The following is a 24,255-nucleotide window of genomic DNA, read 5'->3' as shown; positions in this document are numbered from 1 at the left end:
ATCTCTCCGCCGCCCCGTGCCCCCACTCGCTTCCACCGGCCGCACCTTCCCTGCCGAGGCCCCATGCTGACGCCCCCTCACCCCGGCCCGCCAAGTCCGCCGCGCGCCCTCGTCACCCCCGGCCACCAGCGGGCCGATTGGGCTGCCCGCCGCGCGGGGACAGGTGGATCCGGGGGCCAACCGGCTCCGGGACGGCGAGGGCACACGCGGAGCGGCCGATGAGTACAAACAGCCCAGAGCCGCCCATGTCCCCCATTCGCCTCCGCCGCACCGCATCTGAGGACCCGTCACCGTGAGATGTACTCGTACCACTGCACCCGAGCCGCCGCCCGCGCGGCTACGGTCATATGAGGGCGGCACGACAACGGCACGGACGGCGACGGCGGCAGAGGCAGAGGGGGCACAGGCGCGATGAGCATCGGTGACGACGGCGGCTACGGCGGCGACGGCCACCGTGGTCCCGAGACGGGCCAGACACGGACCAGACTTCCCGGCAGCGAGGGCGATCTGTACGGCTCGGGACGCCGGTCCCGGGCCGGCCTGTCCAGCCGCAACCTCGTCACGATCGTCGGCGTGATCGTCCTGCTGCTGGCGGCCATCGCCTTCGCCAACCGCGGCGGAGACGGCAACAGCGGCTCCGCGGGCGGCGACACCGCAAAGGGCACCGAAGCCGGCCCCGCCCGCCCCACGGCCCCCACCGGCACCAAACCGGTCACCAGCACGAACGAGGGGATCGCTTCGGGGTTCGCGAAGACGGAGCAGGGGGCTCAGTCGGCGGCGGCGAACTTCGTGGTGGCGCTCAATAGTGACGGTATGTACAAGACCGACCGCCGGCACACGATCATTGACGCCGTCTACGCACCCTCAGCAGCGGCGGCGCGCAAGAGCGGGCTCGACAAGGCGTACTCCGACGCCTCGGCCCTAGGACGGGTCGGCCTCAAGCCAGACGGCACGGCTCCCAAGGGGATGACGTTCGTGTCACGCGCCAACCCGGTCGGCACAAAGATCGAGTTGTTCAAGGGCGACACAGCCAAGGTCTCTGTCTGGTACTCCGCCCTCTTCGGCCTTGCAGGCACGCAGTCACAGAACCCCGTCACAGAGAGCTGGTACACGAACACGTTCGACCTGAAGTGGACGGGCGGCGACTGGAAGGTCACCGATTCCGTTCAGAAGGATGGTCCCGCTCCAATCGGGCGTGATCAGGCCGCCGCATCGGCGCAGGACATGACCAAGGCTGTCCAAGGCTATGGAGGGTTCACCTATGCCCGGTAAATCCAAGCATCGCCGTGTGGTCTCGGTCGCCGCCATGCTGGCGAGCGTACAAACCCTCGCCCTCATGCTTGCGACACGTGCCATGGCTGAGCCGTCCCCAGGGCCGGGCGACAAGAACTGCGACCTGCTCCAAGGCCCCTTCGTGCACTCGTGCACAGAAGGAAACCAGTCGGGGGGCAGCACGGCCCCCACCAGTCCCTTGGACAACACCCCCCTAGACCCTCTCTCCTCCCTGGCCAAAGGCTGTGCCAAAGCCGCCGCCTGGATCGTGGACAAGTTGTCCGATGCCGTGAACGCCACCTCGCAGGTGGACTTCACCAATGCGGCCTTCCTGCGGCAGTACGCCGTCGTCTTCGCCGCCTCGACCGTGCTCACGCTCGTGCTGTGGCTGCTGGCCGTGGCCAAGCGGGCGGTGCGGGGGGTGCGGCTGACGGAGGCGATCAGTGAGGCGGTGGGGTTCTTGTGGCTGACGGTGCTGGCGTCCGCCTTTACGCCGCTGATCCTCTATACGGTCGTCTCGGCGACGGACGGTGTCACCGAGATCATCGCGAAGGGGACGGGCGCGCAGACCGACACCTTCTTCGGGTCGTTCTCGCAGGCGCTGACGAAGGGCACCGACATCGGCGGCGGCCCGATCATGCTGATCGTGGTGTCGCTGGTGTCCGTGCTGGCCGCCGGTGTGCTCTGGCTGGAGCTGGTGATCCGGGCCGCGCTGCTGTACGTCGGGGCGCTGCTGGGGACGGTGGTCTACGCCGGGCTGGTCGACAAGAACATGTGGGGGCATGTGCGCCGCTGGGCGGGCATCATGATCGCGGTGATCATGGTGAAGCCGGTCATCGTGATCGTGCTGGGCGTCGCCGGGGCGCTGTCGTCCGACAAGGGGCCGAACGCCATCTCCGCCGTGGTCTCCGGGCTCGCGATCATCCTGCTGGCCATCTTCGCCAGCGCCGTGATCTACCGCTTCGTGCCCGGCTTCGGCGACGAGATCTCCGCGTCGCGCAACAACCGGATGAGCCGGGGCGCGGAGAACGCCGCGGCCGCCGTCCTCAGCTCGCCGGCCGCGCTGGTCTCGCAGGGCATCAAGACGCACAGCTCCCGCACGTCCGGCTCGGACGGCGCCGGCCAGGCGCAGGGCGGCCAGTCCCGGCCGGCCGACGCGGTCTCCGGCGGCGTGGCGGCCCACGGCTCCCGCTCCGGCGGCGGTCGCGCCACGCCCCCCGCCGCCCCCGCTCCCCGCACCAACCCCCACCCCGGCAGCAGCGCCCGCACCGGCAAGACAGCAGGAGGTGATGGGCGTTGAGCACGCAGTCCCACCCGATCGCGCCGCGTCGCACATATCTGATCGGCCGTGCCCGGCCCCACGCCATCGTCGGCAAGAACCGCGAGACCGGCGAGATCGCGCTGATCATCGCGGGCGCGTTCCTCGGCATGATGTGCGGGCTGCTGGTGCCCATGCTGCCGCTGCGGATCATGACGCTCACCGGCTTCCCGATGCTGGGGCTCGCCGCCGTCTACGTCCCGTACAAGGGCCGTACGTTCTACAAGTGGTTCGAGATCCGGCGCAGCTACCGCCGTACGGTCCGCAGCGGCGCGGCCTACCGCTCCGGTGCCGCGGAGGCGGGCGTACGGCTGGACGGCCGGGAGGTCGAGATCGGCCCGCCGCCCGGTATCGGGCGGATCAACTGGCTGTCCGCGCCGTTCGGCCCGGACGAGATCGCCGTGCTGCTGCACGCCGACCGCAAGACGGTCACGGCCGCCATCGAGATCGAGGGGCCGGGCGTCGGGCTGCGCGACAGCGAGGACCAGGAGGCGCTCGTCGACCGGTTCGGGACGCTGCTCAAGCACGTCGCCAACGGGGACGGCTTCGTCACCCGGCTGCAGATGCTGGCGCGGACCCTCCCGGCCGACCCGGACGCCCACGCCAAGGACGTCGCCCAGCGCGGCGATACGGCCTCCCCCCGCTGGCTGCAGGACTCCTACGACCAGCTGCAGTCGATGGTCTCCACCTCCTCCGAGCAGCACCGCGCCTACCTCGTCGCCTGTATGCACTACACCCGCGAACTGGCCGCCGAGGCGCACACGATGGCGCGCGCGGCCCGGATGCACCAGGGCGGGCTGCTGCGCCGCAAGCTCGACCGGGACGCCGGGCTCGCGGTCGTGATGGCCCGTGAGCTGACCGACATCTGCGCCCGGCTCGCGGAGGCCGACATCCGGGTGCGCCAGCCCCTCGGCCAGGCCCGGCTCGCCTCCCTCGTGCACTCGATGTACGACCCGGACCACCCCATCGACCACATCCAGGCGATGAGCAAGCGCAACGCCTGGCCGGCCGAGCTCGATGCGATGGAGCCGACGTATCTGCAGGCCAAGACGCGGGAGTCGTCGACGCGGGCGCCGTGGTGCCACGCCACCGCCTGGGTCAAGGAGTGGCCGCTGACCCCGGTGGGCGTCAACTTCCTCGCGCCGCTGCTGGTGCACACCCCGGACGTGATCCGTACCGTCGCGGTCTGCATGGACCTGGAGCCCACCGAGATCGCCATCGAGCGGATGCTGACGGAGAAGACCAACGACGACGCCGAGGCCAGCCGGGCGGCGAAGATGAACCGGGTGGTCGACCCGCGGGACGTGGCCCACCACGGGCGGGTCGACCAGCGCGGCGAGGACCTCGCCTCCGGCGCGGCCGGCGTCAACCTCGTCGGCTACATCACGGTCTCCTCCCGCTCGCCCGAGGCGCTCGCCCGCGACAAGCGCACCATCCGCGCCTCGGCCGGCAAGTCCTACCTCAAGCTGGAGTGGTGCGACCGCGAGCACCACCGGGCGTTCGTCAACACCCTGCCGTTCGCGACCGGGATCCGCCGCTAAGCCGCTGGGAGGCGCGTACGTCATGGCCCTGCACGATCCGCTCGGAGCGCTCACCGAGGCGTTCACCAGCTTCCTGTTCGGGAAGGTGGAGACGACCCGGCTGCCCGTACGCACCTCCACCGGCCAGGCCCAGGCGGTCTATCTGCCGACCGCGGCCCCCGGTCTCGGCGACTCCGGCGTGATCATCGGCCGCGAGGTCTACAGCGGCAAGGGCTATATCTACGACCCGTTCCAGCTGTACGGACAGCAGCTGCCGGCGCCGCACTGGCTGGTGCTCGGCGAGTCCGGCAACGGCAAGTCGGCGCTGGAGAAGACGTACGTCCTGCGGCAGCTGAGGTTCCGCGACCGGCAGGTCGTCGTCCTGGACGCGCAGGGCGAGGACGGCGTCGGCGAGTGGAACCTCATCGCCCAGGAGCTGGGCATAACTCCCATCCGGCTGGACCCGACGGCCGCCCTCAACGGCGGTATCCGCCTCAACCCGCTCGACCCGTCGATCACCACCACCGGCCAGCTGGCCCTGCTGCGGACGATCATCGAGGTCGCGATGGGCCACGGTCTGGACGAACGCTCCGGCTTCGCCCTGAAGGTCGCCCATGCCTACGTGGTCGAGACGATCACCAGCCGCCAGCCCGTCCTGACCGACATCGTCGAGCAGCTGCGGCACCCGGAGGCGGAGTCCGCCGAGGCGATGAACGTCGACATAGACGATGTGCGGGCCTGGGGCCTGGACGTGGCGCTGGTCCTCGACCGGCTCGTCGACGGTGACCTGCGCGGCATGTTCGACGGGCCGACGACGGCCGGCATCGACCTGGACGCGCCGCTGATCGTCTTCGACCTCTCGCACATCGACCGCAACTCCATCGCGATGCCGATCCTGATGGCGATCGTGGGGGTGTGGCTGGAACACACCTGGATCCGCCCCGACCGGAAGAAACGCATCTTCCTGGTCGAGGAGGCCTGGCACATCATCAATTCGCCGTTCGTGGCGCAGCTGTTCCAGCGGCTGCTGAAGTTCGGCCGCCGGCTGGGCCTGTCGTTCGTCGCGGTCGTCCACCACCTGTCCGACGTGGTGGACGGGGCGGCCGCACGGGAGGCCGCGGCGATCCTCAAGATGGCCTCGACGCGGACCATCTACGCGCAGAAGGCCGACGAGGCACGGGCCACCGGACGGGTGCTGGGCCTGCCGCGCTGGGCGGTGGAGATCATCCCGACCCTCACTCCCGGCATCGCGGTCTGGGACGTCAACGGCAACGTCCAGGTCGTCAAACACCTGATCACCGAGGCCGAACGCCCGCTGGTCTTCACCGACCGGGCGATGACCGAGTCGTCCGCGATGCCGACCGACGAGGCACGCGCCCTGGAGGCGGCGGCGGACGCCGAGGCCGAGGCGCGCGCGGAGGCGATCGCGATGGAGCGCCAGTGGAGAGACGAGTCGAGCGAGACGGTGGCGTGAGGCGCGGATACGACGACGGACGGCGCGGCGGCCGCGGCTACCGCGATCCGCACGACGGCCCGGGGCGCGGCATCCCGGACTCCCTGCTGGTCGGCCTGCTCGCCTTCCTGCTGGGCCTGACCGTGCTGGTGTGGACGGCGACCGGGCTGGCCGGTCTGTTCGCCCACGGTGCCTGGCCCGACGGCGTCAGCTACCCCGGTACGCCGGTGGCGCTGCGCCATCTCGCCGCCGCGCCGCACGACATGGCCGGCGCCTGGCCCGGCACTCCCAAGGGCCAGCTCTCCGGGTACGGCCTGTTCTGGGGCATCCTCATCGGCGAGCTGCTGGTGCTGCTGGTGCTGACCATCTTCACGATGGGGACGGTGACCCGCTACCGCGCCGTACGGGCCGCGCGGCGGGCGAAGGCCAAGGACGAGGCGGCCAGGGCCGCGCGGGCGGCCGGGGAGGCGGAGCGCGGCGTACGGGAGGCCGAGCGGGAGGCCCGCGAGGACCGGGAGGCGCTGGCGGCGGCACGGGCCGCGCGGGCGGCCCTGGCCGCACCCGCCGAGGACGCCCCGGCCGTCCCGGTCGCCCCCGCCGGCGCCGCCGCCCCCGCCGGGCCGGTCCCGGAGCAGCGCACCGGCTCCCCGGCCGCCCCCGGCCCGCTGGGCGAACCGGCCCTGCCCCGGGTGCAGTTCACCGCCTCCGGCCGGGCCGGGGCCCTCGCCGCGGCTGTGGCCACCGCGACCGCCGCGGCCGGCCCCCTGATCGTCGCCACCACCGACCCGGCGCTCTGGTCCGAGACCAAGGACGCCCGCGCCAAGCTCGGCCCGCTGCTGACCTACGACCCCACGCACCGCCTGGACACCCCGGCCCGGCTGCGCTGGTCGCCGGCCTCCGGCTGCGAGGACCCGGCCACCGCCGCCGCCCGTGCCGCCGCGCTGCTCGCCCCCGTACGGCCCTCCGGCGCGCTGGACTCGGCGGTCGCGGACGCCGCCCAGACCCTGCTGCGCTGCTGGCTGCACGCCGCCGCGGTGGACGGCCGCCCGTTCCGCCAGCTGCACCGCTGGGCCCATGCCCCGGGCAGCGCCCAGGAGCCCGTACGGATCCTGCGCACCAGCCCGAAGGCGGCCGGCGGTCAGGCCGGGGAGCTGGAGTCGGTGCTCACCGCGCACGCCGAACGCCGGGAGCTGGCCACGGAGTTGGTCGAGCGTGCGCTGACCGCCCTCTCCTCGCTCCATATCCGGGACGCGTGCAATCCACTTCGAGCGGATTCGGTCATTCTCGAATCATTTATCGATGAGGGGGGAACGCTGTACGTGGTAGGCGAGCCCGTCGAGGATCCGCGTACCGACCCGGGTGCGATGCCGCTGCTCACCGCACTCCTCTCAAGCGTGGTCGAGCACGGCCGCCGCATGGCCGAACGGTCATCTGACGGTCGGCTCGACCCACCACTCACCCTCGTCCTGGACGACATCGCCGCGCTCGCCCCGCTGCCCGCGCTCCCCGACCTCCTGGAGACCGGCCGTACGCGCGGCCTGCTGACGCTGGCGACGATGCGCTCCCAGGAACAGGCGCGGGCCCGCTGGCCGCACCGCTCACTGCCGGTGTGAGGCCGCTCCCCGGGCCTGACCGGTGAGCTGGGCCACGACCTGCGGCCAGTGCTCGCGGTGCGCGAAGTGGCCGCCGCCCGGCAGGATCCGCAGCCGGAAGTCCCCCGTGGTGTGCTCGCGCCAGGCGGCCGCGTCCTCGATGCTCACCAGCGGATCGGCGTCGCCGACCAGTGCGGTCAGGGGCGTGCGCAGCGGCGGGCCCGGACGGTGCCGGTAGGTCTCCACGGCCTTGTAGTCGCCGCGCACCACGGGCAGGGCCGCGGCCAGCAGCTCCGGGGACGCCAGCAGCCGGGGGTCGGTGCCCTCGGTCCGGCGGATCTCCTCGATGAGGGCGGCGTCGTCCCGCAGGTGGACGGTGCCGCCGCCGACCCGGGCCGGCGCCCAGGCGCCGGCGACCAGCAGGTGCACCGGCGGCGTCCCCGCCCGCTCCAGCAGCCGGGCCACCTCGTACGCCACCAGCGCGCCCATGCTGTGCCCCAGCAGCGTCAGCGGCCGGCCGGTGAGCGGCGCCAGCGCCTCGTGCGCCCCGGCCGCCAGCCGCCTCAGGTCCTCGATCCGCGCCTCGCCGACGCGGTCGTGGCGGCCCGGGTACTGCACCGCCAGCACCTCGTGCGGGCACCCGCCCGCGGTGCCCGGGGCGGCGGCGAGGGCCCGGGCCAGCGGCCGGTAGGCGCCCGCGCCGCCGCCCGCGTGCGGGAAGCACACCACGCGGGCGGCGCCGGCCGGCTGCGGCCCCAGCCGGCGCAGCCAGCGGCTACATCCCACGGGTGTACCCCCCGTCGACGGTCAGGCTCTGCGCCGTGATCGCCCCCGCGCGCCCGGACACCAGGAAGCCGACGAGCTCGGCGGCCTCCCGCGCCTCGACGAGCCGGCGCAGCGGGATGCCCTTGCGCGCCTGGCGCAGCATCCGGGCCGGGTCGGCGCCGATCTCGTCGGCCTGGGCGGCGAGTTCACGGCGGAGCATGGGGGTGTCGATCCAGCCCGGCAGTACGGCGTTGACCGTGATCCCGCGGGCGGCGAGATCGAGGGCCAGGCCCTTGGTGTAGCCGATCAGGCCGTGCTTGGAGGCGCAGTACGCGGTGTTCCGCATCTTGCCGGCCTTGCCGAGGATGGAGGAGACGTTGACGACGCGGCCCTGGTCGACGAGGTACTCCAGGCAGGCGGCGGTGACCGCGAAGGTGCCGTGGAGGTTGATGTCGAGCACCCGCAGCCAGGTGGTCTCGTCGTCGGGGCCGTTCTCGTCGGCCACTCCGGCGTTGTTGACGAGGATGTCGAGCCGCCCGGCCGCCCGCAGTTCGGCGCGCAGCCGGCCGCGGACCAGGTCGCGGTCGCGCAGGTCGGCGGCGACGGCCACGGCGGCCGCGCCCAGCGCGCGGACCTCCTGGGCGACCGTCTCCAGGTGGCCGGCCTCCCGGTCCAGCAGGATCAGGCGGTCCGCGCCGGACCCGGCCAGCAGGAGGGCCACTTCGCGGCCGATGCCCTGGGCGGCGCCGGTGACCACGGCGACCTTGCCCGCCAGTTCGCCGGGCCGCCCCCGCCCGCCCGGCCGCTCGCCTTCTTCGGTGCGTGCGTTCATGTCCGGCCCCCTCACGCCATCTTCAGTCCGCCGTCGACGTGCAGGACCTCGCCCGTGGTGTACGTGTTGCGGGGGCTGGCGAGGTACGCCACGGCGTCGGCGATCGTCTCGGGTTCGGCGTAGCTCTTCACCAGCAGCCGGCGCATGATCTCGTCCTGGCCGTGGCTGCGGAGGGCGTCGGTCATCGCCGTGTTGATCACCCCGGGGGCGACGGCGTTGACCAGGATCCCGCGGGAGGCCAGCTCCACGGCCATGGCCTTGGTGAACGCCTCCAGACCGCCCTTGGCCGCCGCGTAGTTGGACTGGCCGCGGCCGGGTTTGGAGGCGGCGGACGAGGAGATGTTGACGATCCGGCCGTAGCGCCGGCGCAGCATCAGGGGTGCGGCGGCCTGCACGGTGAGCATCGGCCCTGTCAGGTTGGTGGCCAGGACCTCCTCGATGTCCTTGAGGCTCTGGTTGACCAGCAGCTCGTCGCGGATGATCCCGGCGTTGTTGACGAGCACGTCGAGCCGCCCGAAGGAGCCGCGTACGCCGCTGACGATCCTCTGCGGCACATCGGGATCGGAGATGTCCCCCTGGAAGAGCTCGACCCTGCGGCCGAGCCCCGCTATCTCTTCGGCGGCCTGCTCCGCCTCCCTGGTCGAGCTGCGGTAGTTGAGCGCGATGTCGCAGCCGGCCCGTGCCAGCCGCACGGCGATCGCCCGGCCGATGCCCCGGCTGCCGCCGGTCACCAGCGCCACCTGGCCTTCGTATTCCATGGTGTCCTCCCGTGTCGGTGCGGCCCGCTCTCAGACCGAGTGGGCGCTCTTGTAGTCGGCGAGCCGCAGTCCGTGGGCCTTGGCCAGTGCGGCGATGTCGATGACCTGCTGGCGGCTGATGTTCCCGTAGGAGTAGTGGTGGTCGAGGCCCGCCAGGCCCATCAGGGCGGTCTCCGCCATGCAGGCGAACAGCTGGCCGGCCTGCAGGAAGGCGCGCGCCGAGGGGTGCAGGCTCTCGCCGTGGGGGGTGGCGACGATGCCGCCGAGCATGTACGCCAGGTCGGGCCGCTGTTCGGCCAGGCCCGCGACGGCGTTGCTGGGTACGGCGATGTCGCAGATCACCGTCTCCGGCGCGAAGTGCTCGCCGGTCAGGAACGGTTCGGGGCTGTTGGACGCGCACAGCACCAGCTGCGCGTCCCTGAGGGCGGCGCTGTCCTGGGTGACGGTCAGGAACGGGTCACTGCCGTAACGCTCCTGCAGATACGCGGCGATCTCCCGGCCCCGGCCCGCGTCCTCGGCGGGCCCCTCGGCCAGCCACTTGGTGATCAGCGGCTCCTCGGCCAGCCGCGCCGGGATCCCGGTCAGTTCGCCGCCGTCCGCGATCCGCGCCCAGCACTCCTGGTAGATGCCGTGCACGGTGTGCTGCAGCCGCCTGGCCGAGCCGTCCCGCCGGCTGCCGACCAGCACGATCCGGCCCAGCCGCTCGGCGAAGAGCTGGCTGTAGACCGAGGCGATGTTGCCGGCCGCGCCGACCACGGCCAGCGTGGCGTCCTCGACCCGCCAGCCGCGGTCCGCCGCGCCCCGCTCCATCGCCTGTACGCCCATGGCCACGGTCAGCGCGTTGCCCGAGGTCAGCGCGATGCCCGGGACCCGCAGCGAGGTGCAGTTGGCGGTGACGATGGAGGTGTACATCCCCAGGCCCGCCACCACGCAGCCGTCGTCGCGGGCCGCCCGCACCCGCTCCTCGATGTCCGCCCGGATCCCCGCCACATCCCCCGAGGCGAGGTAGCCGCCCATCTGCTCGGAGCCAGCCATCAGCGGATAGAGGGCGAACTCGACGGCGCTGCCGAGCGGCGAGTCGATCCGCACCCCGGGGTAGGGCGCCGCCGTCTTGACCGGGTCCATGCCCAGGACGAAGGAGCGCAGCGCCGCGTCACCGAGGTCGGCGAGCGCCGGGTCCACCTGCCGCAGATGCGCCGGTTCGATGAGGTGGTTGAGGAAGGCCACCTTGCGCACCGGCCCGGTCGCCGCGCGCCGCTCGTCCTGCTCGTATCCGGGCAGCGCCCCCCGGAAGTCCCTGATCTCCGCGCGGGGTTTGGGGATCGTGCGGTCACTGGCCGGGTGGACCAGGTGCAGGGTGTCCTCGTAGCGCAGGATGCGGCAGAGCCGCTCCAGCGCCCCGCGCAGCTGCTCGATCTCCTCGTCGGTGAGGTACGCGGACGGCTGGATGCGCAGCACGTTGCCGGCGCTGCCGGTCGGTGCGATCCGGATGCCTTCCTGGCGCAGCAGGTAGCCGGCGAGCAGATAGCCGAGCGAGCCGGTGTAGGCGCTGCCGCGCAGCACCATGGAGCGGGCCCCGGCCTGGTCGCGCAGCTGCAGGCCGATGAACAGGCCCTTGCCGCGGACGTCTTCGATGACGTCGGGGTAGGCCGCCCGGAGCCCGCCCAGCATCTCGGTGAGCCGCTCGCCGCGCTCGGTGACCTGGCGGTAGAGCCGCCCGTCGTCCGCCTCCAGCAGCTCGACGACCCGGTGCGCGAGGGACGAGGAGAAGTCGTCCATGGCGAAGGTCGAGCTGTGGATGATGTCGAACTCGCCCTGGTAGAGGGACCGGCGGACCAGCATGGCGGAGATCTTGGCGAGCCCGCCGCCGAGCGACTTGGACAGCGCGTAGTAGTCGCCGCGCAGCCCGATCAGCGAGCTGGCCAGGAACGCGCCGCAGCGGCCCAGGCCGCTCTGCACCTCGTCGAGGATCAGCGGGGCGCCGGCCTTGTTGCAGAACAGCCGGATGGCCCTGCCCTGCTCGGCCGTCAGCGCGTGGATGCCGCCCTCGCCCTGCACCGGCTCGGCCAGGAACGCGGTGATGACCGGCAGCGGGCGTTCGACGACCCGGACCCGCCCGGCGTCGAGCTCGGTGTCGAGCAGGACCACCCGCTCCTCGTCGGCGATCCCCGCCAGCAGTTCGAGCCGGTCCGCGGGCACGAAGCGCACCCGCGCCCCGAGGTTCTGGAACGGGGCGCGGAAGCCGCTGTTGTAGGTGAGCTGGACGCTGCCGACGAGCTTGCCGTGGAAGGAGCGCTCCAGTGCCAGGAACAGCGGCCGGGTGGCGAGCGCCGCCGCGTTGTGGGCCTCGGCCGCCGCCAGCAGGCCGTCGATGCCCCCGTCCTGCGGCGCCCGGTCGCGGACGGCCGGGTGCCGCAGGGCGTCCGGGTCGAGGGCGGCCTCGCCGCGGCGGACGGCCTCCCGTGCGGCCGCCGCGTTCCCCGCGATCTCGTCGGCGAGCGCCGCGGCCTGCCGCACCCGGACCAGCTCGGCGTGCTTGACGGCCGCCTCGACGGCCTCCGCGCCGCTGTTGCCGAAGGTCGCGACGTACGGCTCCTTGGCCGCGGTCTCCCGGCGGACGGCGTCGCTGAGCGCGGCGCCGAGCCGGCCGGCCCCGCCGCGCAGCGAGAACTGCGCGTGGACGGCCGTGTTGCGGTCCAGCAGCTGCCGGGCGTGGGCGACGAGCTCGGGGTGGTTGTGGCCGAGGATCAGGGAGCCGTAGCCGCCCATCAGGTCGAGGACCGGGACGTCCTCGCCCCGCTCGTCGCGGTAGTGGAGGGTGTTGCCGGCGCCGTGGACGTACTCGACGTCCAGCCCCAGGGCGGTGAGGATCCGCCCCATCCGGGGCTGCACGAACGTGGTGAACTGCGACATGGTGGTGGTCCCCTCGTGCGTCAGGGCGTGTGCGGCCGCTGGGCGAGCAGCGCGCCCGCGAACCCGTTGAAGGTGCTGTGCAGACTCAGCACGGAGTCGATCCGGCGCTTCCTGGGCGCGTCCATGACGAAGTCGGTGCCGTCGTCGGGCGGGGTGCGCAGATGCGCGATCGGCGGCAGCTCGCCGTGGGCGAACAGATGCGGCGCCAGGGCCAGTTCCGCCAGCGGCCCGGCGGCGCCCAGCGTGCCGGTGACCGGGCGCAGCGAACCGACCGGGACACCGCTGTCCTTCAGCAGCGCCCGCAGCAGCTCGGCCTCGGCGGCGTCATGGGCGAGGGTGCCCTTGCCGTCGGCGAGGACCGCGCCCAGCGTGTCGGGCGCCAGGCCATGGGCGGCCAGCAGCCCGCGCGGCCCCTCGGCGAGGGCGGACGGGCCGATGCCGCCGTCCACGGCCGGCCGCAGCGCGGCCCCCAGGAACTCCACCAGCGGCCGTGCGCCGCGCCGCGCGGCGTCGTCGGCCCGCTCCAGTACGAGCGCCACCGCGCCCTCGGCGAGGACCGTGCCGTCCCGCTCGGCGTCGAAGCTGCGCACCGCCGCGCCGCCGGCGCCGCCCGCGCTCAGATGCCCGGCGCGGTACTGCGCGGCGAGCTTCAGCGGCTCGTTGTAGCTTCCCGCACCGACCACCAGGGCGGTGTCGCAGTGCCCCTGGCGGAGGGTGAAGGCGGCCCGCTGCAGCGCCCCGAGCGCGGCGCCGGCGTCCTGGACGAAGGCGGCGCAGTCGCCGCGGAACCGCTGGGCGATGCTGATCATCGCGAGGGTGTTGTTGTTGAGCGCGCGGATGACGGTGAACGGGTTGAAGGTGGCCGCGTTGCCGAACGCCTCCGCCACCAGCCGCTGCAGATCCGCCCCCGCCTGCGGCGAGGTGTCCGACCGGGCCTTGTCGAGCGCCTTGTGGAAGGCCGCGGCGCTCAGCTCGGTGGAGTCGTCCTGGGCGACGTACAGCCCGCGGCGCTCCTCCGGGATCGCCTGCCAGCTCTCGCCCGCCGCCGCCATGGCGTCCTGCGCGGCGAGCACCGCGTTGAAGGTGAACGCCGTGCCGAACTTCCGCAGCTTGTGGGGCACGCTCTCCCGGCTCTGCTGCTGGAGCTCGTCGGGGACATGCCCGAAGTGGGTGATCTTCCGGGTCCGTACGTAGGGGTCGCGGTAGGGGGAGAGCGCGGGCTGCGCCTCGCGCCAGGCCGACCACAGGGCCTTCGGCCCGCGCCCGGTGGGCAGCACCGCGCCGATACCGGTCACCACGATGTTGGTCAGGGTCAGGTCAGAGGTCATAACCGCGCACCACCAGACTGGCGTTGAGTCCGCCGAAGCCGAAGGAATTGCTCACTGCCACGGGCACCTCCTGGTGCCGGGCCTTGTCCGGGACGTAGTCGAGGTCGCAGGCCGGATCCGGGTTCTCCAGATTCAGCGTCGGGGGCACGATGCCGTCGCGTACGGACAGCACCGTGGCGATGAGTTCGGGCGCGCCGGCCGCCGCGATCAGATGGCCGAGGGCGGTCTTGCTGGCGGTGACCGCGAGCGTGCGGTAGTGCCCGCCCGCGGCGAAGACGTCCTTGATCGCGCGGGTCTCGATCGGGTCGTTGAGCGGGGTGGAGGTGCCGTGCGCGTTGACCGAGACCACCTCGCCCGGCGCCACCCCGCCGTCGGCGAGCGCCCGGCTCATCGCCAGCGCGGCGCCCCGGCCCTCCGGATGCGGGGCGGTGACCTGGTACGCGTCCAGGGAGCTGCCGAAACCGGCGACCTCCGCGTAGATCGGCGCACCGCGCCGCCGGGCGCTGTCCTCGCTCTCCAGCACCAGCATCGCCGCGCCCTCCCCGGCGACCAGACCGCTGCGGTCCCGGTCGAAGGCCCGGCACAGCCGGTCCCCGAAGAGCTCGGACGTCGACGGGGCGCCCAGCAGGTGCAGGCCCGTCATCGTCGGCAGGTTCAGCACCGAGTCGGCGCCGCCCACCAGCATGGCGTCCACCTCCCCGCGCCGGATCATGCGGAAGCCGTGGCCGATGGCGTGCGTGGCGCCCGCGCAGGCGGTGCTGAAGTTGAGCGCGGGCCCGCGCAGCCGGTGGCGGCCGGCGATCGCGGCGGCCAGCGCGTCATTGGTGCAGAACAGGCCGCTGCCGCGGTCGAGTTCGGCGCGGCGGGCGTACAGCGCCCGCCAACTGGGCTGCCCGTCGGCGCCGATGGCGTGCAGCAGCTCGTGGGGATCGCGCTCCGGTACGCCGGAGCCGACCGCCGTACCGATCCGGCCCGGCCCTCGCGCGGTATCGCCTCCCGCGGCGAGTCCGGCGTCGGCCAGCGCCTGCCCGGCGGCCGCCAGACCGAACCGTGCCCGCCGCTCCATCGGCCGGTCCAGGCCGTCGTCGGCGCCGTACCGCCGCGCGAACTCCGCGTCATCGACGGGCGCCGCATAGCGCACGGGGAAGTCCTCGACACCGGGCAGGTGCCAGGCGCGGATCGCCGAGCGCCCCTCGCACAGCCCCTCCCACAGCGTCCGCCAGTCGAGGCCCAGCCCGCAGACGGCGCCCATTCCGGTGACCACGACACGGCGGCTCATGCCCCCACTCCTTCCAGTACGACGGCGCACACCTGGCCGCGCGCACCGCACGCCAGCGCCAGCGCCCGGGGCACCGGCAGCGCCTCCTCCCGCACCGCGCCGCCGTCGGCCACCAGCCGGCGCCCGCCGGCCAGTCCGTGCAGCGCCAGCAGCACATGGGCCAGCGGGTGGGCGGGGCCGAGCACACCGGTCGCGGGCGCGCTGCAAAACGCCGCGGGCCGGTGGCCGGCCGCCGCGAAGACCCGGTCGAGCGCGGCGCGCTGGGCCTGTGCCCCGTCCGCCGTCCACACCGCGTCCGGCAGCACCCAGCCGATCCCGTCCGCGTCGGTGCCGGCCATCGCCAGCGCCGCCCGCACGGCCCCGGCGATCGCCTCCGTACGGTCCGCGCCGGCCGCGCCGAACGCCCGCCCGTAGCCGGCCAGCCGGGCCGCCGGTGCCCGGTCGGGCCCGCCCCGCGCCCGCGCGGCGAGGAGGAAGGCGGCCCCCTCGCCCGGAGCGGCCCCGGTCCAGCCCAGCTCCTCGTACTGCAGGAAGAGCAGCGGATGGACCTTGGGGCTGACCGCCCCGATGACGGCCGCCTCGTTCTCGTCCTCGGCGACCGAGAGCACCCCGTCGATCAGGGCCTGGAGCCCCGCGTCGGAGAACGGCGAGTACGCGGCCATCGCCCCGGTCAGCCCGAACGCGGCCGAGATGTGGGCGGCGGCGGTGCTGTTGAGGTGGGACAGGCCGCTGAACGGCGGGACCTCGCGGGCGTAGAGCGCCGCCACCGCACCGGGCGAGCCGGCGGCCCTGCGCAGCCCGTCCAGCGCCTCGAACCGCAGCAGCTCCTCGTCCACCGTGGGCAGTCCGAGGTAGAGCCCCCAGCGCTCACCGCCCACCGGGGCCGGCTGGCCGCCCAAGGACAGCCGGGCCCCGTAAAGCGCCATGCGGGCCTGCTTCTCCGACGTCCGCAGCACCCTTCGGTGCACGCCCAGGGCCGCGGCATCGGGGTCGTCGACGGGGAAGACGGTGTGCGCACCGGGCCAGGGGCCCGCCGGGATCCCGCCCGGCCGGCCGGTGTCCCTGCCGGCCGCCAGCGCCTCCCACAGGGCGGCCGGGTCCGCTCCCGCCGCCGTGTACAAGCCGGGTGCGGTCAGCCGCACCGCGTCGAGGTTCGTCATCGCCGTCACCGCGCCCGGGCCAGGACCAGCGAGCAGTTCTGCCCGCCGAAGCCGAAGGAGTTCGACAGCACGGCGCTAACCGGCACCGCGCGGCGCTCGGTGACGATGTCCAGCCCGCGCGTCACCGCGTCCGGTTCGCGGAAGTTGAGGGTCGGCAGCACGGACTGCCGCTGCAGGCTGAGCACCGACAGCACCGCCTCGGCCGCCCCGCTGTTCGCCAGGGAGTGCCCCATGGCGGACTTGTTGCCGGTGACCGGGATACGGGCGGCCCGCTCCCCGAAGACGGTGTGCAGCGCCGCGGCCTCACAGGTGTCGTTGGCCTCGGTCGAGGTGCCGTGCGCGTTGACGTGGTCGATGTCGCCCGGGCTGAGCCCGGCGTCCGTGAGCGCGGCCCGGATGCACTCGGCGTAGTCCGAGCCGTCCCGCGAACTGGACGTCATCTTCACGGCCTCGGCCACCCCCGCGTACCCGGCGACGCGGGCCAGGATCCGCGCGCCGCGGGCCTCGGCGTGCGCCCGCGACTCCAGTACGAGGAAGGCGGCGCCGTCCCCGATGACGAAGCCCGAGCGGTCCTTGTCGAAGGGGCGGCTGATGCGGCCGGCGTCCCGCCCGCCGGAGGGGGCGAGCGCACCGACCCCGTAGAAGGCGGCCACCGAGGTGAGCGTCGTCAGGCTCTCGGCGCCGCCGGCCAGCGCCACGTCCAGCGCTCCGCTGCGGAGGTAGCGGTACGCGCTGCCGATCGCCATACCGCCCGCGGCACAGGCGTCCGCGTGGGTCTCCAGGACGCCGGCCGCGCCGAAGTAGTCGGCCAGCCGCACGGTGGCGGTGTCCGGCTGGATCCGCTCGTGGCGCCGCGGATCGGTCTCGTCCGCCGCCAGGTAGGCGTCCAGGTCCAGTGCGCCGTCCTCGAAGTCCACATGGCGGGCCAGGCCGGCGAGTTCGGCGGGCTCCATGACCATGCGGTTGCAGGCGAGGAAGACGCCGCCGCGCTCGGTCTCCAGCCGCCGGGGCAGGCCGCTGCGCTCCCAGGCCTGGGCCGCGGCGTGCCAGGCGAGCGTCCCGGCGGGACCCAGCGGCCCGGCCTCCTCGGGCAGCGCGTCCTCGATCTCCCGCCGGACGTGGGGGTCGATATGCGCGGAGGCGGCGCAGGGCACGCCCCACTCGCTGTGGAGCGGGTGCTCGGTGATGAGGGTGTGTCCCTGCGCAAGATGGTCGAACAACGACTCGGGGTCGGTCAGCCGGCCGGCCACCAGGCCGAGCCCGGTCACCACGACCTCATGACCGGCCCCGGCGGGTATCTGGGGGTTCACTTGCGTTCCTTTCGCACGACGAGCGGCATCTGCGGCTCTCCGCCGTGTCAGCCGACGGGCTGGGCGTGCCCCAGCGCCTCGAGCGCCGCACGGACGCCGTCCGCCATCACCTCGTCGCCGGTGGCCGGCTCCGGCGCCGCGCCGCAGCCGGCGCACCGGACCTTGCCGGACGGGGCGATCTGCGCCTTGTCGGCGGCGCACTCGGTGCAGGCCTCGGGAAGGTGGTCGAAGATCCGGTGGGTGAAGGCGGCCCAGTGCGCGCTGGTGGCCGCCCCGGCGACCTCGTACGGGCGCATCCCGGCGTGCACCTGCTCGGCGGAGTAGCCGAAGGCGCTGCGCCGCAGCACCTCGGCGGCCAGCTCGGTGATGCCGCCGCGCTCGTCGTAGAGCTGCTCCGAGCCGCCGAGCGCCGCCGCCAGCAGGTCGAGCACGTTCGACTTGGGCAGGGCCACGCCGAGCCTGGTCTCCATCTCGAAGCGGAACTCGACCAGGTCGAGGGATTCGGCACCGAGGTCGGCGACGAGGGTGGCGTCCGCGGTGATCTCGTCGACGGCGCTGCCCAGCACCTGCGCCAGACCCTCTCGCACGATGTCGTGGATCTGCTCTGTCTCGAAGGGGTTCTGCATGATTCTTTCCTCGTTTCTGAGCACTGTGGACACACGGCACACACGGCGGGTGCGGCCGTTTCCAGCAATGGAAAATGCAGGAGAACTGCAGCGGAAATTACCTGGAGACGTACTTCACCCTCCGGCGGGAGCACGGAGCCCGGCACCGGAATGCATGAACGGAAACAGGCCACCACGGAGACATGAAGAATCCCGAGAAAAGCCGGGCGGATTACCTCAGCCCATTCCCACAAAGAGCTCGGGAATTCATGCCGGAAGGCCCGGCGAGCGGCGAACACCGCCGCGACGGCGGGTTCGACCTAGGGACAAAGAAGACCGGGAACCGCTTCCCACCTGCGGGAAGGCCCGATTCCAGAAACCGGTTCAGATGTCGCTGAAGGTGCTACACATGCCATCCCCCGTAGCGAATGATCCCCCGAAAACCTGCCTGAGCAGGAACAGGCCCAGCTCTCTCCGGCGAGCACCTCGTCGTGACCCCCGCAAGGCCTGCACGCCCCTCCGAGGGGCGCGACAAAAACGTTACCAGAGCCGAATGAGAAGCGTCACGGGAATGTGCGATAGGTCACGTGACCCAATCGAATCCGGAAGGTATTAATCCAAAGCTTCCGTGGTAATGGGAAACTTAACGACGGGTTCACATTCCCGAGGTTTTGTTTTCCCCGGAACCGGAACCGGAACCGGAACCGGAACCAGCACCCCGCTCCGCCCGCAGCCGCCCCGCGTACGCCGCCAGCGACCGCCCCTGGTTCACACTCACCGCACCCACGAGCCGGCCCCGGCCGTAGTGCGCCACCAGCACCGCCCCCTCGGCCGGATCCCCCGCCTCCACCACGGCCCGCTCACCGCTGCCCGGCAGCCCGACCGACCTGATCCGCAGTCCGAACGCCGTCGTCCAGAACGAGGGCACATGGTCGTACGGCTCGGCCGCCGCCGGACCGGCCAGCAGATTGCCCGCCGCCAGCTCACCCTGCGCGGCCGCATTGCTCCAGTGCTCCAGCGCCACCGGCCCCTCGGCCGTGCGCACCGCATCGCACCACGCCGCGTCCCCGGCCACCACCACGCCCGGATCGGGCGCCCCCGGCACCCCCGGCTCCCCCGCGGCCCGCGCGAACAGCCGCTCGTCACAGTGGATCCGCCCGCCCGGCAGCGCCAGCCCCGCCCCCGCCAGCCACCCCGTCGCCGGCACCATCCCGATCGCCACCACCACACAGTCCGCGGGCAGCACACCGCCGTCGGCCAGCTCCACCGCACTGACCCAGCCGCCACCGGCGCGAAACCCCCGTACGCCGGTCCCCAGCCGCACCACCACCCCTGCCCGGCGCGCCGCCCCGGCCACCATCTCCGAGACCGCCCGGCCCAGCCCCCGCAGCGGCGCCCCGGCCGGCTCCACCAGCGTCACCCGCACCCCCAGCCCGCTCAGCGACGACGCCAGCTCCACCCCGACGAACCCGGCACCGACGACGACCACCTCCCGGGCCCCGCCGTCCACCGCCGCCCGCAGCGCCCGTACGTCCGCAAGCCCCCGCACCGTCAGCACCCCGGCCGGCACCGCCCCTTCGGGCCACGCCCTGGCCCGGGCCCCGGGCGCCAGCACCACCCCGTCGTACGGCAGCGCCGCACCGTCCGCCAGGTGGACCCGCCGCCGCTCCCGGTCCAGCCCGACCGCCGCGGTCCCCCGGATCCAGCGGGCGTCGAACTCCCCGGCGTCCGCCAGCCGGATGTCGTCCTCCGTCAGCGTCCCGGACACCAGCTGCTTGGTCAGCGGCGGCCGGTCGTAGGGCACTTCGGGCTCGTCCGACACCACCGTCAGCCGGCCGTCGAACCCCCGCGCCCGCAGCGCCCGGCCGGCCCGCACACCCGCCAGCCCGGCCCCCACCACGACCACCTCGCGCACGGTCAGGCCCCTTCGGCCGACAGCGCCCGCACCGGACACGCCCGCACCGCCGCGGCCACCTTCCCTGCCAGCTCCGGCGCCGGGTCCGGCGCGACCACCAGCCGCTCCTCGTCGTCCAGCGCGAACACCTCGGGCGCCACCAGCGCACACTGCCCGAGTCCGTCACACAGCGCACGATCCACGACGATCTTCCCCATGCCCGCTCCCCCGCTCCTCAGCGCGCGTACCGCAGCGGCAGTTCGACCAGCCCCCGGATCGCATCCGACGGCAGCCACCGCACCTCGTCGGCCGGCACCGCGAGTTCGAGCGTGGCGAACCGCTGCAGGATCTCGGTGAGCGCGATCGTCGCCTCCTGGCGGGCGAGGCGCTGCCCCAGGCAGAAGTGCGGCCCCATCCCGAACGCCAGGTGCTGCGCGGTCGCCCGGTGCAGGTCGAAGGCGTGCGGATCGGCCCGCACCCCGGGGTCGCGGTTGGCCGCGTTCAGCAGAAAGCGGACCAGCTCCCCCTTGCGGATCGTCACCCCGCCGGCCGCGATGTCCTCCCGCGCCACCCGGTTGACCGTCGTCATCGCCGACCCCCGGAACCGCAGCGCCTCCTCCACCGCCGCGCCGACCAGCGACGGATCGCGGCGCAGCGCGGCCAGCTGCCCCGGGTGGGCCAGCAGATCGTGCAGCGCGTTCGCCAGCAGATTCGTCACCGTGTCATGCCCGGCGATCAGCAACACCGCCGCGAACGAGGAGAGTTCCTCGTCGCCGAGCGCGCCGCCGTCCTCGAACCGGGCGGCGATCAGCTCACTGAGCAGGTCCTCGGTGGGCCGCTCCCGCTTGGCACCGATCAGACCGATGCAGTACCCGAACAGCTCCCCGGCCGCCGACTGCATCGCCTCCGCCGACGGCGCCGCGGAGATGTCCATCGCCCACTGCCGGAACGGCTCCCGGTCCTCGGCCGGCACCCCCAGCAGCTCGCAGATCACCTCCAGCGGCATCGGATAGGTGAACTCCTCGATGAAGTCCGCCGTACCGCGGTCCCCCAGCTTGTCCAGCAGCTGGCGGGTGATCTCCACGATCCGCGGCTCCAGCTGCCGCACCGCCCGCGAGGCGAAGGCCGCGCTCACCAGCCGCCGGTTGCGGGCGTGCCCGGGGTCGTCCTGCTCCAGGAGCATCACGGCCATCCCCGGCACCAGCGCCCCGTGCGGCGCATGCGCATGCACGTCGTTGGACAGCCGCGGATCGCTCAGCAGCTCCCGCGTCAGCGAGGCGCCCAGCACCGTCCAGGTCTCCTGCCCGTTCAGCTGACGCGTACGGATGATGCCGTGGCTCCCGGCGAGCCGGTCCAGCTCCTGCTCCAGCCCGGCCGTCGACGCGAGCCCGGCCAGATCCACCACCTCGGTCATGCGGAGATCCCCCCTAGGTGAGCCCCGGGCCCGTCAGTCCCGGAGCAACTGCACAGCGAATTGCGCCAGTTGCGCATCCATCGCGGCCGACCGGCTGCCGGCGATACCCGACCGCATCAGCGCCGCCCCTTCGACCAGCGCGACAAAGGTCTCGGCCCGCGCCCGGCAGTACTCACCCGGCCAGTCCGGCCGCCCCTGCCGGACGAACGCCTCCACATGGGCGACGTACTTCCGGTAGAACTCCCGCACCACGGCGGCGATCTCCTCGTCCCGCGCCGCCAGCGCCCACACCTCGACATACAGGCGCACCAGCTGCGGGTCCTCCTGCTCGGCGAGGACCACCGCCACCACCTCACCGGCGTCCGCCGGCCCCGCCGGCGACTTGAGGGCCGACGGGTCGTCACGCACCGTCCGCAGCCCCGTCGTCTCGGCCAGCCGCTCCAGCGAACGCTCCAGCGCCCGCTCCAGCACCGCCTTGATCAGATCGGCCCGGGTCGGGAAGTAGTGCTGCAGATGCCCGACCCGCACCCCGGCCTCCCCGGCGATGGCCCGCAGCGAGGCATCCGCCCCCTGCGCCACCAGCACCGCCTCGGCAGCATCCAGCAGACTCGTCCGCCGAATGCTGCCCTGCCGCGTCAGCGTCGGTCCCTTGCCGGCTCCCGGCTCCTTGCCCTGCGTCATGACACCTCGACCCCGACGCCCGCCTTCTCCAGTACGGAGACCACGTCCTGCGGCACCGGCGTCATCTCGGGGAAGACCACCCCCGAAGGCGCGGCGGCACCGTCCTCGCCCAGCACCCGCCGCAGGCCCAGCAGCCCGCCCAGCGCCGTGAGATGCGCCTGCCCGGCCGGGTCGGTGACGGTCGCCGTACGCCGCTGTCCGCCCCGTCCCCGCACATCGATCCGCAGCAGCGCACTGCCGCCCTCGCCCGGCGAGTACAGCATCGACCGCCGCACCGACTCGAAGCGGTCCCCGCGCCCCCACCGGAAGAATCCCGTCTTCCTGAGCGCCAGCAGCGTGGACGTCGAGGAGTTGGCGCTGAACCCGATACGGGTGATGGCGGTGTCCACACCGAGCACCAGCGGCAGCGTGAACTGCTCCGGCGTGTCGATCCGCGCGACCTTGGTCCGGTGCTCGCCGATGCCGACGTACCCGGCGCCGCTCAGCGGCATGATCATCCGCCGTCGGCCGCCCTCGGTCACCTCGTAGTCCAGCCCCAGCCGGTCCATGAACTCCACCGAGTCGGTGCCCGCCCGGTCCTTGAGGTCGTAGCGGATGGCGATCTCCACCGCCGCCGCCCCGCCGAGCTCGGCCGCCAGCGCCGCGGCGACCAGCGCACTCACCCCGCCCATCCAGCTGGACGACAGCAGCACCGCAGCCCTGGGCGCCTCCACCGCCGCGACGGCGGTGGCCCGCTGCAACCGCGCCGTCCAGCGCGTGATGTCCACATACGGGACCCCGCCCCTAAGGGCCGCCCGCAGCACCCGGTCCTCGGGATCGTTCACCGTACTGATCACGGCCCGCACCTTGGCCGAGAACGGCTCCGGATCACTCAGATCCCAGCGCCGCACCGCCGCACCGACCTCCTCGGCGAGCTCCCGCCCGCGCTCCGGATTGCGCCCGGTGAGCAGCAGCGGCCACGAGCGGGCCGCGAGCCGGGCCAGCTCACCACCGACGGTGCCGTAGCCACCCACCACAAGAACCGGACCTGTCACATCAAGCTGGATGTCATCGTCCACACCGACGAGACTAGGTCACGCGACCTAGAAACACAACGCCCTCATGATCGACCCCTCCGTAGAGTCGGACGCACCGCACCACCCCCAACCCGCCTGAGAGAACGAGGAGTTGCCCGATGATCGAGGCCGTTCTGCCCACGACCGCAGTGGGCGAGGACGCCTTCGGCGACCCGGCCCGCCCCGCACCGTCCCCCGCCCTCTTCCCCGTCGAGGAACGGGCCATCGCCCACGCCAGCGACAAACGCCGCCGCGAGTTCACCACCACCCGGCACTGCGCTCACCGCGCCCTGTCCCGGCTGGGCCTCCCCCCGACACCCCTGCCCCCGGCCCCCACCGGCGCCCCCACCTGGCCCACCGGCACCACCGGCAGCCTCACCCACTGCGACGGCTACCGCGCCGCCGCCGTCGCCCGCACCACCGACCTCCGCCACCTCGGCATCGACGCCGAACCCCACGCCCCCCTGCCACCCGCCGTACGCCACGGCATCACCACCCCCGCCGAACGCACCCACCTGCACCGGCTCGACGCCACCCACCCCCACATCCACTGGGACCGCCTCCTCTTCAGCGCCAAGGAGTCCCTCTACAAGGCCTGCTCACCGCTCGCCCCACGCGCCCTCCACTTCGACGACGCCGAACTGACCTTCACCCCCGACACCCACACCTTCACCGCCCGCCTCCCCCACCCGCTCCCCCAGCTGACGGGCCACTGGCACACCGGCCACGGCATCCTGATCACCGCCGTGGCCGTTCCCTGAAATTCAAAACGCCCCGGAAACGCAAAAAAGCCTCGTTCCCCGAGTCGAAACTCGGGGAACGAGGCTTTTTCAAAATTTGTTCGGCGGCGTCCTACTCTCCCACAGGGTCCCCCCTGCAGTACCATCGGCGCTGAAAGGCTTAGCTTCCGGGTTCGGAATGTAACCGGGCGTTTCCCTAACGCTATGACCACCGAAACACTATGAAGTTAACCAACCGGAACATGGTTCAACGGTCGTTACTTCAGAACCTACACAGTGGACGCGAGCAACTGAGGACAAGCCCTCGGCCTATTAGTACCAGTCAACTCCACACCTTACGGCGCTTCCATATCTGGCCTATCAACC

General features: G+C 73.0%; 20 protein-coding genes and 1 rRNA gene. 6 read left to right on the top strand and 15 right to left on the bottom strand.

Going from position 1 to position 24,255, the window contains the following annotated elements:
• Positions 1-411 precede the first annotated feature (411 nt).
• From ACWD6P_RS06865 to ACWD6P_RS06845, 5 genes are read left to right on the top strand one after another with little or no spacing between them, the layout of a single operon-like run.
• The gene (locus ACWD6P_RS06865) at positions 412-1,272 is read left to right on the top strand and encodes a hypothetical protein (protein WP_451442979.1); all 861 of its coding nucleotides are present in this window, start codon (positions 412-414) and stop codon (positions 1,270-1,272) included.
• Positions 1,262-2,572: a hypothetical protein gene (locus tag ACWD6P_RS06860; protein ID WP_451442978.1), complete on the top strand. Its 1,311-nt coding sequence runs from the start codon at positions 1,262-1,264 to the stop codon at positions 2,570-2,572. The genes ACWD6P_RS06865 and ACWD6P_RS06860 overlap by 11 nt, the downstream gene beginning before the upstream one ends.
• The gene (locus ACWD6P_RS06855; RefSeq protein ID WP_451442977.1) at positions 2,569-4,131 is read left to right on the top strand and encodes an SCO6880 family protein; all 1,563 of its coding nucleotides are present in this window, start codon (positions 2,569-2,571) and stop codon (positions 4,129-4,131) included. Before ACWD6P_RS06860 ends, ACWD6P_RS06855 begins: the two co-directional genes overlap by 4 nt.
• 28 nt (positions 4,132-4,159) lie before the next feature.
• Entirely contained in the window at positions 4,160-5,584 is a 1,425-nt protein-coding gene (locus tag ACWD6P_RS06850) for an ATP-binding protein (RefSeq protein ID WP_451443096.1), read from the top strand.
• Positions 5,581-7,176, top strand: coding sequence for a TraM recognition domain-containing protein (locus ACWD6P_RS06845; RefSeq protein WP_451442976.1), 1,596 nt, complete (start codon positions 5,581-5,583; stop codon positions 7,174-7,176). The genes ACWD6P_RS06850 and ACWD6P_RS06845 overlap by 4 nt, the downstream gene beginning before the upstream one ends.
• Here ACWD6P_RS06845 and ACWD6P_RS06840 read toward each other — a convergent pair.
• From ACWD6P_RS06840 to ACWD6P_RS06775, 14 genes are all read right to left on the bottom strand, one after another.
• Positions 7,162-7,941 (bottom strand): thioesterase II family protein, encoded by a 780-nt coding sequence (locus ACWD6P_RS06840; RefSeq protein ID WP_451442975.1) that lies wholly within the window; start codon positions 7,939-7,941, stop codon positions 7,162-7,164. The two genes, ACWD6P_RS06845 and ACWD6P_RS06840, sit on opposite strands and share 15 nt — an antisense overlap.
• A complete protein-coding gene (locus tag ACWD6P_RS06835; RefSeq protein ID WP_451442974.1) occupies positions 7,931-8,752 on the bottom strand; it encodes an SDR family NAD(P)-dependent oxidoreductase in 822 nt (273 codons plus the stop codon). Before ACWD6P_RS06835 ends, ACWD6P_RS06840 begins: the two co-directional genes overlap by 11 nt.
• A gap of 11 nt (positions 8,753-8,763) precedes the next feature.
• Positions 8,764-9,510, bottom strand: a complete 747-nt coding sequence (locus tag ACWD6P_RS06830) for a 3-oxoacyl-ACP reductase family protein (RefSeq protein ID WP_451442973.1) — start codon at positions 9,508-9,510, stop codon at positions 8,764-8,766.
• A gap of 30 nt (positions 9,511-9,540) precedes the next feature.
• On the bottom strand, positions 9,541-12,423 hold the full coding sequence (locus ACWD6P_RS06825) for an aminotransferase class III-fold pyridoxal phosphate-dependent enzyme (protein ID WP_451442972.1): 2,883 nt from the start codon (positions 12,421-12,423) through the stop codon (positions 9,541-9,543).
• A 20-nt stretch (positions 12,424-12,443) separates the two neighbouring features.
• Positions 12,444-13,751: a beta-ketoacyl synthase N-terminal-like domain-containing protein gene (locus tag ACWD6P_RS06820; RefSeq protein ID WP_451442971.1), complete on the bottom strand. Its 1,308-nt coding sequence runs from the start codon at positions 13,749-13,751 to the stop codon at positions 12,444-12,446.
• Positions 13,741-15,030: a beta-ketoacyl-[acyl-carrier-protein] synthase family protein gene (locus ACWD6P_RS06815; protein ID WP_451442970.1), complete on the bottom strand. Its 1,290-nt coding sequence runs from the start codon at positions 15,028-15,030 to the stop codon at positions 13,741-13,743. Before ACWD6P_RS06815 ends, ACWD6P_RS06820 begins: the two co-directional genes overlap by 11 nt.
• Positions 15,027-16,190, bottom strand: a complete 1,164-nt coding sequence (locus ACWD6P_RS06810; protein ID WP_451442969.1) for a beta-ketoacyl synthase N-terminal-like domain-containing protein — start codon at positions 16,188-16,190, stop codon at positions 15,027-15,029. The genes ACWD6P_RS06815 and ACWD6P_RS06810 overlap by 4 nt, the downstream gene beginning before the upstream one ends.
• Positions 16,191-16,195: 5 nt before the next feature.
• Positions 16,196-17,500, bottom strand: a complete 1,305-nt coding sequence (locus ACWD6P_RS06805; RefSeq protein WP_451442968.1) for a beta-ketoacyl-[acyl-carrier-protein] synthase family protein — start codon at positions 17,498-17,500, stop codon at positions 16,196-16,198.
• A gap of 47 nt (positions 17,501-17,547) precedes the next feature.
• A complete protein-coding gene (locus ACWD6P_RS06800; protein ID WP_451442967.1) occupies positions 17,548-18,126 on the bottom strand; it encodes an acyl carrier protein in 579 nt (192 codons plus the stop codon).
• A 634-nt stretch (positions 18,127-18,760) separates the two neighbouring features.
• Complete coding sequence (locus tag ACWD6P_RS06795) at positions 18,761-20,020, bottom strand: NAD(P)/FAD-dependent oxidoreductase (protein ID WP_451442966.1); 1,260 nt, start codon at positions 20,018-20,020, stop codon at positions 18,761-18,763.
• 2 nt (positions 20,021-20,022) lie between these two features.
• Entirely contained in the window at positions 20,023-20,217 is a 195-nt protein-coding gene (locus ACWD6P_RS06790; protein ID WP_451442965.1) for a ferredoxin, read from the bottom strand.
• 17 nt (positions 20,218-20,234) lie between these two features.
• Positions 20,235-21,413: a cytochrome P450 family protein gene (locus ACWD6P_RS06785; protein ID WP_451442964.1), complete on the bottom strand. Its 1,179-nt coding sequence runs from the start codon at positions 21,411-21,413 to the stop codon at positions 20,235-20,237.
• A gap of 33 nt (positions 21,414-21,446) precedes the next feature.
• On the bottom strand, positions 21,447-22,094 hold the full coding sequence (locus ACWD6P_RS06780; RefSeq protein ID WP_451442963.1) for a TetR/AcrR family transcriptional regulator: 648 nt from the start codon (positions 22,092-22,094) through the stop codon (positions 21,447-21,449).
• Entirely contained in the window at positions 22,091-23,152 is a 1,062-nt protein-coding gene (locus tag ACWD6P_RS06775; RefSeq protein WP_451442962.1) for a saccharopine dehydrogenase, read from the bottom strand. Before ACWD6P_RS06775 ends, ACWD6P_RS06780 begins: the two co-directional genes overlap by 4 nt.
• Positions 23,153-23,268: 116 nt before the next feature.
• Between ACWD6P_RS06775 and ACWD6P_RS06770 the strand changes: the two genes are divergently transcribed.
• Positions 23,269-23,910, top strand: a complete 642-nt coding sequence (locus ACWD6P_RS06770; RefSeq protein WP_451442961.1) for a 4'-phosphopantetheinyl transferase family protein — start codon at positions 23,269-23,271, stop codon at positions 23,908-23,910.
• Between the two features lie 78 nt (positions 23,911-23,988).
• Here ACWD6P_RS06770 and rrf read toward each other — a convergent pair.
• Positions 23,989-24,105: ribosomal RNA gene (rrf, locus tag ACWD6P_RS06765) — 5S ribosomal RNA — on the bottom strand.
• Positions 24,106-24,255 lie beyond the last annotated feature (150 nt).

This window comes from Streptomyces sp. NPDC002446, from assembly GCF_053595675.1.
The sequence above is the reverse complement of the archived record's forward strand: the minus strand, read 5'-3'. Positions and strand labels throughout refer to the sequence as shown.